8 protein-coding genes are annotated in these 12,553 nt (G+C 71.5%); 1 reads left to right on the top strand and 7 read right to left on the bottom strand.

Translation table 11 applies throughout. The features are described from left to right. Positions 1–11: 11 nt before the first annotated feature. From KCH48_RS38695 to KCH48_RS38665, 7 genes are all read right to left on the bottom strand, one after another. Positions 12–1,142: an acyl-CoA dehydrogenase family protein gene (locus KCH48_RS38695; RefSeq protein WP_210582212.1), complete on the bottom strand. Its 1,131-nt coding sequence runs from the start codon at positions 1,140–1,142 to the stop codon at positions 12–14. Between the two features lie 42 nt (positions 1,143–1,184). Then, positions 1,185–3,029 carry a biotin carboxylase N-terminal domain-containing protein gene (locus KCH48_RS38690; RefSeq protein ID WP_210582240.1) on the bottom strand — a complete coding sequence of 615 codons (1,845 nt, stop codon included), beginning with the start codon at positions 3,027–3,029 and terminating at the stop codon, positions 1,185–1,187. Positions 3,030–3,055: 26 nt separating this feature from the next. Further along, entirely contained in the window at positions 3,056–4,654 is a 1,599-nt protein-coding gene (locus KCH48_RS38685; RefSeq protein WP_210582210.1) for an acyl-CoA carboxylase subunit beta, read from the bottom strand. Continuing rightward, entirely contained in the window at positions 4,651–6,321 is a 1,671-nt protein-coding gene (locus KCH48_RS38680) for an acyclic terpene utilization AtuA family protein (RefSeq protein WP_210582208.1), read from the bottom strand. The genes KCH48_RS38685 and KCH48_RS38680 overlap by 4 nt, the downstream gene beginning before the upstream one ends. After that, positions 6,318–7,112, bottom strand: a complete 795-nt coding sequence (locus KCH48_RS38675; RefSeq protein WP_210582207.1) for a TIGR03084 family metal-binding protein — start codon at positions 7,110–7,112, stop codon at positions 6,318–6,320. Before KCH48_RS38675 ends, KCH48_RS38680 begins: the two co-directional genes overlap by 4 nt. 122 nt (positions 7,113–7,234) lie before the next feature. Continuing rightward, positions 7,235–8,194: an EamA family transporter gene (locus KCH48_RS38670; protein WP_307841068.1), complete on the bottom strand. Its 960-nt coding sequence runs from the start codon at positions 8,192–8,194 to the stop codon at positions 7,235–7,237. Positions 8,195–8,385: 191 nt separating this feature from the next. Further along, the gene (locus KCH48_RS38665; RefSeq protein WP_210582203.1) at positions 8,386–11,241 is read right to left on the bottom strand and encodes an FAD-binding and (Fe-S)-binding domain-containing protein; all 2,856 of its coding nucleotides are present in this window, start codon (positions 11,239–11,241) and stop codon (positions 8,386–8,388) included. A gap of 158 nt (positions 11,242–11,399) precedes the next feature. Between KCH48_RS38665 and serC the strand changes: the two genes are divergently transcribed. Next, the gene (serC, locus tag KCH48_RS38660) at positions 11,400–12,518 is read left to right on the top strand and encodes a phosphoserine transaminase (RefSeq protein ID WP_210582201.1); all 1,119 of its coding nucleotides are present in this window, start codon (positions 11,400–11,402) and stop codon (positions 12,516–12,518) included. Positions 12,519–12,553 lie beyond the last annotated feature (35 nt).

Here is a 12,553-nt window from a genome sequence, read left to right as displayed (position 1 = left end):
TCCAAGACGGCCTAGTACGACTTGGGCAGGCCCAGGGTCTGGTGGGAGACGTAGTTGAGAATCATCTCCCGGCTCACCGGGGCAATACGAGACACGCGGGCGGCCGTTATCAGCGAGGCGAGGCCGAATTCCCGGGTGAGGCCGTTTCCGCCGAGGGTGTGCACGGCCTGGTCGACGGCTTTCACGCAGGCCTCTCCGGCCGCGTATTTGGCCATGTTGGCGGCTTCTCCCGCGCCGGTGTCGTCTCCGGCGTCGTACAGGTGGGCCGCCTTCTGCATCATCAGGCGGGCGAGTTCGAGTTCGATGTGCGACTGGGCGAGGGGGTGCGCGATCGCCTGGTGGGCGCCGATGGGGGCCTTCCAGACGGTGCGTTCGCGCGCGTAGGTGACGGCTTGGGCGAGGGCGTAGCGGCCCATGCCGATCGCGAAGGCGGCGGTCATGATGCGTTCCGGGTTGAGGCCGGCGAAGAGCTGGAGGAGGCCCGCGTCCTCGTCGCCGACCAGGGCGTCGGCGGGGAGTCGTACGTCGTCGAGGGTCAGCTCGAACTGCTTCTCGGCGGCGTCGAGTTCCATGTCGATCTGGCGCCGCGTGAAGCCTTCGGCGTCTCTCGGGACGATGAACAGGCAGGGTTTGAGGTTGCCGGTGCGGGCGTCTTCGGTGCGGCCGACGATGAGGGTCGCTTCGGCGATGTCCACGCCGGAGATGAAGACCTTGCGGCCGGTGAGCAGCCAGTCGACTCCGTCGCGGTGAGCCGTCGTCGTGATGCGGTGGCTGTTGGAGCCGGCGTCTGGTTCGGTGATGCCGAAGGCCATGGTCCGGGTGCCGTCGGCGAGGCCCGGGAGCCACTCACGTTTCTGTTCGTCGGTGCCGAAGCGGGCGATCACCGTGCCGCAGATGGCAGGTGACACGACCATCATCAGCAACGGGCAGCCTGCGGCGCCGAGTTCTTCGAGGACGATGGAGAGTTCGGCGATGCCACCACCTCCACCTCCGTATTCCTCCGGGAGGTTGACGCCGAGGTAGCCGAGTTTGGCCGCCTCGGACCAGAGGTCTTCTCGGACGTAGTTGCGGCCATGGCGTTTACCGAGGGCGGATACGGCTTCTCGTAGGGCCTTGTGTTCATCAGTCTCGATGGTGGTCATGTGACTCCTTCGTCGTGGCTGGTCGCGCAGTTCCCCGCGCCCCTACAGGGCGCTATCCACCACCGCCAGCAATTGGCCGACCGTTACCTGTTGTCCAGGTACTACGTCCAAGGCGCTCAGCGTTCCTGTCGTCGGCGCAGACACGCGGTGTTCCATCTTCATCGCCTCCAGCCACAGAAGCGGCTCTCCGGCCCGTACAGCCGCTCCTACGGACAACCCGTCCGCCACGCGAACCACCGTTCCCGGCATGGGGGCCAGAAGCGACCCGGGGGCGTGCTGGGTCGTCGGGTCGGGGAAGCGCGGCAGGGCCTTGAGCGCGGTGGTGTTGACGAAGATCTCGTCGCCGTAGCGCGTCACCTCGAACTTGCGCTGTACGCCGTCCCTTTCCAGTACGACCAGACGCGCGTCGGCGTGGACGACCCGCACTCCGTCTGCCTCCAGGCCAGCGCGCGCGTGCCGGTAGTGGACCTCGTGTTCCTCGCCCGCCATTTCGTAGCGCTTGGTGTGGGGCTGGGAGGGCACGTTGCGGAAGCCGCCGAAGCGGGAGGCGCCGTGGGCGTCGGCGAGGGCTGCGGCGAGGGGGGCGTGGGGGTCGGGGGTGGGGGCGGTGAGTTCGGGGAGGTGGCGGTCGTAGAAGCCGGTGTCCATGCGGGCGGTGGTGAACTCCTTGTGCCGCAGGGAGCGGACGAGGAGGTCGCGGTTGGTGGGTGGGCCGTGGACGGCGGCGCGTTCGAGGGCGCCGGCGAGTGTGCGGATGGCCTCCGCGCGCGTGGGGGCGTGGGCGACGGCTTTGGCGAGCATGGGGTCGTAGTGGACGCCGATGGTGTCGCCGTCGGTGTAGCCGGTGTCCAGGCGGATCCCGTCGGGGACGGCGAGGCAGTGCAGGGTGCCGGTCTGCGGGGCCCAGTCGCGGGCGGGGTCCTCGGCGTACAGGCGGGCTTCGACGGCGTGGCCCCGCGCGCGTGGGGGGTCGGTGTCGAGGGCGTGGCCTTCGGCGACGCGGAGTTGGAGGGCGACGAGGTCGATGCCGTACACGGCTTCCGTGACGGGGTGTTCGACCTGGAGGCGGGTGTTCATCTCCAGGAAGTGCGGTGTGTCGGCGGCGACGAGGAACTCGACGGTGCCGGCGCCCACGTAGTCGACGGCTCGGGCGGCGCGTACGGCCATCTCGTACAAGGAGTTGGTCAGTTCGGGTTTCAAACCCGGTGCCGGGGCCTCCTCGATCACCTTCTGGTGGCGTCGCTGGAGGGAGCAGTCACGGGTGCCGAGCGCCCACACGGTGCCGTGTGTGTCGGCGAGGATCTGCACCTCGACGTGCCGGCCGTCCTCCACGTAGGGCTCGATGAAGACTTCGCCGTCACCGAAGGCGCTGTGGGCCTCGGCGCGGGCGCCCTCCAGCTGCGCGGGCAGGTCGTCGAGGCGGCGGACCACGCGCATCCCGCGGCCCCCGCCGCCCGCCGCCGCCTTCACCAGCACCGGCAGGTCCGCCTCGGTGACCTCGTGCAGGGGCTCGATGCCCATCAGTTCCTTGGCGCGCGTCTTGGACGCCATGGCCTCGATCGCTTCGGGGGGCGGGCCGATCCAGGTGAGGCCCGCGTCGATGACCGCGCGGGCGAAGCCGGGGTTCTCGGAGAGGAAGCCGTAGCCGGGGTGCACGGCGTCCGCGCCGGCCGCGAGTGCCGCCTTCACGATCAGGTCGCCGCGCAGATACGTGTCGGAGGGCGCCGCCCCCGGCAGCCGTACCGCCGTGTCGGCCACGCGCGCGTGGAGGGCGTTTTCGTCGGCGTCAGAGTGCACGGCGACGGTCCGGATTCCCAACTCACGGCAGGTGCGGAAGACCCGGCAGGCGATCTCGCCCCGGTTGGCGACGAGCACGGTCCCGATCATGTGATCCATGTGATCCCTCATATCCGTCACATCCGGAAGACGCCGAAGCCACCGCGCGCGCCCTCGTAGGGGGCGGTGTGGACGGCCGACAGGCACAGGCCGAGGACGGTGCGGGTGTCGCGCGGGTCGATGACGCCGTCGTCGTACAGCCGCCCGGACAGGAACATGGGCAGGGACTCGGACTCGATCTGCTGCTCCACCATCGCCCGCAGCGCCGCGTCGCCCTCTTCGTCGTACGGCTGTCCCTTCGCGGCGGCCGACTGGCGGGCGACGATCGACAGCACGCCGGCGAGCTGCTGCGGGCCCATGACGGCGGACTTGGCGCTGGGCCAGGCGAAGAGGAAGCGGGGATCGTAGGCGCGGCCGCACATGCCGTAGTGCCCGGCGCCGTACGAGGCTCCCATGAGCACGGACAGATGCGGCACCGTCGAGTTGCTGACCGCGTTGATCATCATCGCGCCGTGTTTGATGATGCCGCCCTGCTCGTACTCCTTGCCGACCATGTAGCCGGTGGTGTTGTGCAGGAACAGCAGCGGGATGTCGCGCTGGTTGGCGAGCTGGATGAACTGGGCGGCCTTCTGGGACTCCTCGCTGAAGAGGACCCCTTGGGCGTTGGCCAGCACCCCGATGGGATAGCCGTGGAGCGTCGCCCAGCCGGTGACCAGGCTGGTCCCGTACAGCGGCTTGAACTCGTCGAAGTCGGAGGCGTCGACGATCCGGGCGATCACCTCGCGCGGGTCGAAGGGGGTGCGCAGGTCGCCGGGGACGATGCCCAGCAGCTCGTCCGCGTCGTACTTGGGCGGCTCGGCGGGGCCCCGATCGCCGTACGCCTTGCGGTGGTTGAGCCGGGCGACGACGCGTCGCGCCTGCCGGAGCGCGTCCTGCTCGTCCACGGCGAAGTAGTCCGCGAGACCCGACACGCGCGCGTGCATCTCGGCGCCGCCCAGCGACTCGTCGTCGCTCTCCTCGCCGGTGGCCATCTTCACCAGGGGCGGGCCGCCGAGGAACACCTTCGCGCGCTCCTTGACCATGATCACGTGGTCGGACATGCCGGGGATGTACGCCCCTCCGGCCGTGGAGTTCCCGAAGACGACCGCGACCGTGGGAATGCCCGCCGCCGACAGCCTGGTCAGGTCGCGGAAGATGGCGCCCCCGGGGATGAAGATCTCCTTCTGGGAGGGCAGGTCCGCGCCGCCGGACTCGACGAGGTTGATGCACGGCAGGCGGTTGGCGAGCGCGATGTCGTTCGCCCGCAGGGCCTTCTTCAGGCTCCAGGGGTTGCTGGCGCCCCCGCGCACGGTCGGGTCGTTGGCGGTGATCAGGCACTCCACGCCCTCGACGACCCCGATGCCGGTGACGAGGGAGGCGCCGACCGTGTAGTCGCTGCCCCAGGCGGCCAGCGGCGACAGCTCCAGGAAGGGGGTGTCGGGGTCGAGGAGCAGCTCGATGCGTTCGCGGGCGAGGAGTTTGCCGCGTTTGCGGTGCCGCTCGACGTACTTCGGGCCGCCCCCGGCGAGCGCCTTCGCGTGCTCGGCGTCCAGGTCGGCGAGCTTGGCGAGCATGGCCTCGCGGTTCGCCCGGTAGTCCGCGCCGTCGGGGTCGAGGGCCGTGCTGAGAACCGTCACAGGAGGGCCTCCGGGATGTCCAGGTGGCGGGAGCGCAGCCATTCGCCGAGGGCCTTGGCCTGCGGGTCGAAGCGGTGCTGGGCGGCGACGCCGGCGCCGAGGATGCCCTCGACGACGAAGTTGAGGGCGCGGAGGGTGGGGAGGAGGTGCCGGGTGACGGTCAGCTGCCGGCTTTCCGGGATCAGCTGCTGAAATCGGTCCACGGTCAGCTCGTGCGCCAGCCACCGCCAGGCGTCGTCCGTACGCACCCACACCCCGACGTTCGCGTTCCCGCCCTTGTCGCCGCTGCGGGCGCCGGCGACGAGGCCGAGAGGAGCACGGCGCACGGTCCCCGGAGGGAGGGACTCGGGCAGCGGTGGCTCCGGCACTTTGTCGAGTACGACGGTGTCCTGGGCCGGTGCCACAGGAACCCGCCGTCCGTCATGGAGGACCGCCACATGGGGGACGGCGCCATGGGGGACGTACACATCCTCGAAGACCCCATAAGGGGCGCCTTTCCCAGGTGGGGCGAGCACATGGAAGCCGGGGTAGCTCGCGAGCGCGAGCTCGATGGCGGCCCCGCTGAGCGCCCGCCCCACGGCCTCCTGGTCCGGGTCCCGTACGACGAGCCGCAGCAGCGCGCTCGCGGTCTCCTCGGTGTCGGCGTCGGGGTGGTCGGTGCGGGCCAGGTCCCAGCGGACGTCGGCGGCCTTGGCGAGTACGGGGTCCATCTGCTGCCGCACCAGGGCCGCCTTGGCCTCGATGTCGAGCCCGGTCAGCACGAAGGCGACCTCGTTGCGGAAGCCGCCGAGCCGGTTGAGGCCGACCTTGAGGGTGGGGGGCGGGGGTTCGCCGTGGACGCCGTCGACGCGGACGCGGTCGGGGCCGTCCTGGGTGAGGCGGACGGTGTCGAGGCGGGCGGTGACGTCGGGCCCGGCGTACCGGGCGCCGCCCGTCTCGTACAGGAGCTGCGCGGTCACCGTGCCGACGTCGACGAAGCCGCCGGTGCCGGGGTGCTTGGTGATGACCGCCGTGCCGTCCTCGTGGAGCTCGGCGAGGGGGAAGCCGGGGCGTCGGACGTCCCCCTCCTGGAAGAACGAGTAGTTCCCGCCGGTCGCCTGCGTCCCGCACTCCAGCACATGCCCGGCGACGACGGCCCCCGCCAGCCGGTCGTACTCCCCGGGCCCCCACCCGAAGTGCGCGGCGGCGGGCCCGGTGACCAGCGCCGCGTCCGTCACGCGCCCGGTGACCACGATGTCGGCGCCCTCCCGCAGACAGGCGGCGATGCCGAAGCCGCCGAGGTAGGCGTGGGCGGCGAGGCTGCCGGGGTGCCGGTCGGTGAGGTCGTCGCCCTCGACGTGGGCGACGCGGACGGGGATGCCGAGCCGGTCGGCCAAGTCCCTCACGCGGTCGGCGAGCCCGGCGGAGTTGAGGCCGCCCGCGTTGGTGACGAGCTTGACGCCGCGCTCGTGGGCGAGACCGAGGGATTCCTCGAGCTGGCGCAGGAAGGTGCGGGCGTAACCGGCGCTCGGGTCCTTCAGCCGGTCCCTTCCCAGGATGAGCATGGTGAGTTCGGCGAGGTAGTCGCCGGTGAGGACGTCGAGTTCGCCGCCGGTGAGCATCTCGCGCAGGGCGTCGAACCGGTCGCCGTAGAAGCCGGAGGCGTTGCCGATCCGCAGCGTGCTCACCCCGCCTCCCCCTTCGGCGGGCGTCCGCCGCCCGGTGGGCCCGCGAATGCCTGGGCGATGTCGAGCCAGCGGTCGGCGTCGGCGCCTTCGGTGCGCAGGGCCAGGTCGCTGCGGTGGGCTCGGTGGGTGACGAGGAGGCAGAAGTCGAGGGCGGGGCCGGTGACGCGGTCGGTGGCGTTCTCGGGGCCGTAGACCCACAACTCGCCCGAAGGGGCGGTGAGTTCGATGCGGAACTCCTCGAAGGGCGGGGTCAGTCCGTGCACACCGAAGGAGTAGTCGCGGGTCCGGACGCCGAGACGGGCGATGTGGCTCAGCCGGTCGGTGGGGGTGCGGGTCACGCCGAGTGCGTCCGCCACGTCCAGGCCGTGGGCCCAGGTCTCCATGAGGCGGGCGGTGGCCATGGAGGCGGTGGACATGGGCGGGCCGTACCAGGGGAAGCGGGCGCCTTCGGGGGCGGTCCGCAGGGCGTCGGCCAGGTCCTCGCGTCCCGCGCGCCAGTACGCGAGCAGCCGCGCCGGGGGCTTCCCGGCACCCTCCTCCGCCCCGTTGTCCACGAAGTCGCCGGGCGCGGCCAGCGCCTTCTCGACCTCGCGGGAGAAGGCGCCCTGATCGGTCACAGCCAGCAGGGCGGCGTGGTCGGTCCAGGCGAGGTGGGCGATCTGGTGAGCGACGGTCCAGCCGGGGGCGGGGGTCGCGAGCTTCCACTGCTCCGGGCTCAACTCGGCCACGAGCGAGTCGAGTTCGTCGCTCTCGGCGCACAGATCGTCGATGACGGGCGTGGGGTCGGCCATGGGGCGAGGATGGCAGCGCGACCAGAAACAAGCAAGCGTGCTTGCATTATTAGCGGCTGGATCTTGCATTATTAGCGGCTGGATTCCGCCCCGCTTCGGGTCGGCCTCAGAAGAGCCCCAGGTCAGTGCGGATCCAGCCCCTTCGCCTTCCCCCGCCCCACCTGCGTCCGTACCGCCCCCATGCTGGCCGCGATGACCAGGGCGATCGCGGCGGCCTCGGTGGCGGAGAGGGCCTGGTGGAGGATGAGGAAGCCCGCGGTCGCGGCGATGGCCGGTTCCAGGCTCATCATGATCGCGAAGGTGGAGGCGGGGAGACGGCGCAGGGCGACGAGTTCGAGGGTGTAGGGGAGGACGGAGGAGAGGACCGCCACCGCCGAGCCGAGGGCGATCGTCGTGGGGTCGAGGAGCTTCGCGCCGGATTCGGCGACGCCCAGCGGGAGGAACACCAGCGCCGCGACCACCATGGCGAGGGCGAGCCCGTCGGCCTGCGGGAAGCGGCGCCCCGTACGGGCGCTGAAGACGATGTACGCCGCCCACATGGCGCCGGCGCCCAGGGCGAACAGGACGCCGACGGGGTCGAGGCCGCCGAAGCCTCCACCGCTGAGGAGGAAGACACCGGCGAGGGCGAGAGCCGCCCAGACGAGGTTGACCGCCCGGCGGGAGGCGGCGACCGAGAGCGCCAGGGGGCCCAGGACTTCCAGGGCGACCGCCGGGCCCAGGGGGATGCGGTCGATGGACTGGTAGAAGAGGCCGTTCATCCCGGCCATCGTGATGCCGAAGACGACGACCGTGCCCCAGTCCGCACGCGTGTACCCGCGCAGCCGCGGCCGGCAGACGACGAGCAGGACCAGCGCGGCGGCCACCAGCCGCAGGGTCACCACCCCGGACGCCCCGGCCCGCGGCATCAGGCTCGCCGCGAGGGCGCCGCCGAACTGCACGGAGATGCCCGCGGACAGCACCAGGCCGATGGAGCCCAGGGAGTCCCAGCGGCGCGGGGCACCCGCCGGCGCGGGCCCATGATCCGTCACGGGAGCAGCAACCGAGGTCGGGTCGGACGGGGCGGCGGCGCTGGGGGTGCTCACGGGGCCTTCCAGAGGATCAGCTCGGGGTTCGTTCGTCATTTCGTTCAGCATGATGCACTGCTCGGTCCAGGGTAGTGGACTTCGTCAGGCGTGTGAACTCGTTATGCCACTGTCTTTCATCGCGAGACGCGCGACCCGTGCGAGGCTGAGCGGCGCGTGTCAGGGCCTGCGGAGCGTCGGCGTGGTCCGGATCAGGCGTCCAGCCCTTCCGCCAGCACCTCCGCCACATGCCTCCCCCGCACCCCCGCCACCTCCCCCAACTGCGTCCGGCAGGAGAAGCCGTCCGCCAGTACCACCGTCCCCTCGCCCGCGTCCCGCACCGCCGGCACCAACTGCTCCTCCGCGCACGCCACCGACACCCCGAAGTGCCCCTTCTCGAAGCCGAAGTTGCCCGCGAGGCCGCAACAGCCTCCGCTCAACTCACCCTCCAAGCCAGCCGATTGACGCAGCCGCCGATCTGCCGCGTCACCCAGCACCGCGTGCTGGTGGCAGTGGGTCTGCCCGACCGCCGGACGGTCCACGCGGGGCGGCGTCCAGTCGGGCGCCAGCTGCTCCAGCGCCTCCGCGAAGGTCAGGACGCGGTCGGCGAGGCGGCGGGCGCGGGGGTCGTCGGGGAGGAGTTCCGGGACGTCGGAGCGCAGGGCTGCCGCGCAGCTGGGTTCCAGGACGATGACCGGTACCGGCCGGTCCAGCAACGGCTCCAGAAGGTCGAGGGTACGGGCCAACACCCGCCGTGCCCGGTCCAGTTGGCCCGTCGACACATACGTCAGTCCGCAGCAGACCCGGCCCCGGCGCCCCGCCATCGTCCTCGTCCGCGGCAGCACCGCCGAGATCCCCGCCGCCTCCAGGACCCGTACGGCCGCCTGTCCCACCGCCGGCGACAGATGCTCGGTGAAGGTGTCCGGCCAGAGCAGGGCGACCGTGTGGAGGCCGTCGCCGAAGGAGGCGTCCCCTTCCCGTACGGGCCTCAGGATCCGTCCGCCCCGCTCCTCGACCCGCCGCCCCCACCACCGGCTGAACGTCTCCGTCGCCAGCCGCGGAATCTCCCGTTCGGGCGCGATCCCGCCCAGCCGTTTCGCCACCCGGGCCAACGGCCGTAGGGAAGCAAGGGCATTGACCAGCCACGCCGTGCGCGTACGCGCCACCGCCCGCAACCACACCGGCAGCCACCCCATGCTGTAGTGCGCGGCCGGGCGACGCCGCCCCGCGTAGTGGTGGTGCAGGAACTCCGCCTTGTACGTCGCCATGTCCACCTCGACCGGACAGTCCGACCGGCACCCTTTGCAGGACAGGCACAGATCCAGCGCGTCCCGGACCTCCTCGGAGCGCCAGCCGTCCGTCACCACCTCACCCGCCAGCATCTCGTGCAGCAGCCGGGCACGCCCGCGCGTGGAGTGCTGTTCCTCGCCGGTCACGCGGAAGGACGGGCACATGACGGAGGGCCCGGACGCCGACGTCGTACGGCATTTCGCGACCCCCACGCAGCGGCGCACGGCCGCGGAGAAGTCGCCGCCGTCGGACGGGTAGCCGAACACGACGTCCACCGGCTTCCGCGGCAGGACGGAGAAGCGGAGGTTGGCGTCCAGCGGCGCCGGGCGCACCAGCATCCCGGGGTTGAGCAGGTCGTCCGAGTCCCAGACCCCCTTCGCCCGCCCGAAGAGACCCACCATCTCATCGCCGTACATCTTCGGCAGCAGCTCCGCCCGCGCCTGCCCGTCCCCGTGCTCCCCCGACAGCGAGCCGCCGTGCGCCACGACGATCTCGGCCAGCTCCTCCGAGAAACGCCGGAAGCGGCCGATCCCCGCGTCGGAGAGGAGATCGAAGTCGATACGGACGTGGATGCAGCCGTCCCCGAAGTGCCCGTACGGCGTCCCGCGCAGCCCGTGCGCGCCCAGCAGCCCCCTGAAGTCCCGCAGATACGCGCCCAGCCGGGCCGGCGGCACCGCGCAGTCCTCCCAGCCGGGCCACGCCTCGCTGCCGTCCGGCATCCGGGTGGCCGTACCGCTGGCGTCCTCGCGGATGCGCCACAGGGCGCGCTGATCGGCCGGGTCGGTCACGACCACCGCGTCCACGACGTCGGCGGCCCGCACGATCGCCTCCGCACGCGCGCGTGCCTCGGCCTGTGTGTCACCGCCCGTCTCCACGAACAGCCAGGCCCCGCCCCGGGGCAGCGCGGCCGCCGACGGCACCAGATCGGCCGCCATCCCCTCCACCGTGAGCGGCGCGTACGGCAGCAACCCGGCCGCCGCCTCCGCCGCCGCGCTCTCGTCGGCGTACGCCAGCACGGCCAGCGCACGCGCGCGTGGCGCCTCCACCAGTCGTACGACCGCCTCGGTGACGACGCCCAACGTGCCCTCGCTGCCGCAGAAGGAACGGGCGACATCGGCGCCCTTCTCGGGCAGCAGCGCGTCCAGCGCGTATCCGGAGATACGGCGGGGCAGGTCCGGGAATCCGGTGCGCAGCCGCGCCAACTCGCCGTCCACCAGGGCCCGTAGTCCCTCCGGCGCCCCGGACCAGCCCTGTCCGAGCCGCAGCCGCTCCCCGCGCCCGCTGATCACGTCCAGCTCCCGCACACTGTCCGCGGTCGTCCCCCAGGCCACCGAGTGCGAGCCGCAGGAGTTGTTGCCGATCATTCCGCCGAGCGTGCACCGGCTGTGGGTGGAGGGGTCGGGCCCGAAGCGCAGGCCGTGCGGGGCGGCGGCGTCCTGGAGGCGGTCGAGGACGAGGCCGGGCTGGACGACGGCGGTGCGGGCCTCGGGGTCCAGGGACACGAGCCGGTTCATGTGGCGGGTGAAGTCCAGCACGATGCCGGTGCCGGTGGCCTGTCCGGCGATGGAGGTCCCTCCACCCCGGGCCACCACCGGCACCATGTGGTCCCGGCACACCTCCAGCACGGCGGCGACGTCCTCGGCGCCATGTGGTGCGACCACACCCAGGGGGACGCGGCGGTAGTTGGAGGCGTCCATGGTGGTCAGCGCCCGCGAGGTGACGTCGAAGGCGACCTCACCTCGGACGACCTTGCGCAAACCGGCCTCGAGATCACTCATGCGTCCACACTCTCAGCCCGTCCGGCGTTTGAGGACGAGGCCGTTCAGGCCGAAGCGGGGGTCTGGGGGCGGCAGCCCCCAGGGACGGTCACCCAAACGCCGTCTCACCCGACGGACGAGGTTTCACCCAGGTTTCCCCCACCGGCTAACCTCACTCCGTGGCTGAGATCCAGATTCCCGCTGACATCAAGCCCGCCGACGGACGTTTCGGCGCGGGCCCCTCCAAGGTGCGGACGGAAGCGCTGGACGCGCTGGCCGCCACCGGCGCCTCTCTCATGGGCACCTCCCACCGCCAGGCCCCGGTGAAAAACCTGGTCGGCAAGGTTCGCGAGGGCGTGCGCGAACTGTTCCAGCTGCCCGAGGGCTATGAGGTCGTCCTCGGCAACGGCGGCTCGACCGCGTTCTGGGACATCGCGACCCACGGCCTGATCGAGAACAAGTCCCAGCACCTCACGTTCGGCGAGTTCTCCTCGAAGTTCGCCAAGGCCGCCAAGCTCGCCCCCTGGCTCGCCGAGCCGGACGTCATCTCCACCGACCCCGGCACGCACCCCGAGCCGGTCGCGGCAGAAGGCGTCGATGTCTACGCCTTCACCCACAACGAGACGTCCACCGGTGTCGCCATGCCGATCAAGCGCGTGGCCGGTGCCGACGAGGGCGCGCTCGTTCTCGTGGACGCCACGTCGGGTGCCGGCGGCCTGCCCGTCGACGTGTCCGAGAGCGACGTCTACTACTTCGCCCCGCAGAAGTCCTTCGCCTCCGACGGCGGCCTGTGGATCGGCGTCTTCTCCCCCGCCGCGATCGAGCGCGCTGAGCGCATCCACGCGTCCGGCCGCCACATCCCGGAGTTCTTCAGCCTCCCCACGGCGATCGACAACTCCCGCAAGAACCAGACGTACAACACCCCCGCCCTCGCCACCCTCTTCCTCCTCAACGACCAGCTGGAGTGGATCAACGGCCAGGGCGGCCTGGACTGGTCGGTCCGCCGCACCGCCACCTCCGCCCGCACGCTGTACGGCTGGGCCGAGGACATCAAGTACGCCAACCCGTTCGTCACCGACCCGGCCAAGCGCTCGCAGGTCATCGGCACGATCGACTTCACGGACGAGATCGACGCCGCCGCCGTCGCCAAGGTGCTGCGCGCCAACGGCATCGTCGACACCGAGCCCTACCGCAAGCTCGGCCGCAACCAGCTGCGCGTCGCGATGTTCCCGGCGATCGACCCGGCCGACATCGAGGCGCTGACCAAGTGCATCGACTACGTGATCGAGAAGCTCTGATCGCAGCAGTACGAGGATGAGGGGCGCCCGGCACT

The organism is Streptomyces sp. GESEQ-4 (genome assembly GCF_017948455.1).
GTDB lineage: Bacteria > Actinomycetota > Actinomycetes > Streptomycetales > Streptomycetaceae > Streptomyces.
This window is presented reverse-complemented; position numbering and strand designations above follow the sequence as displayed.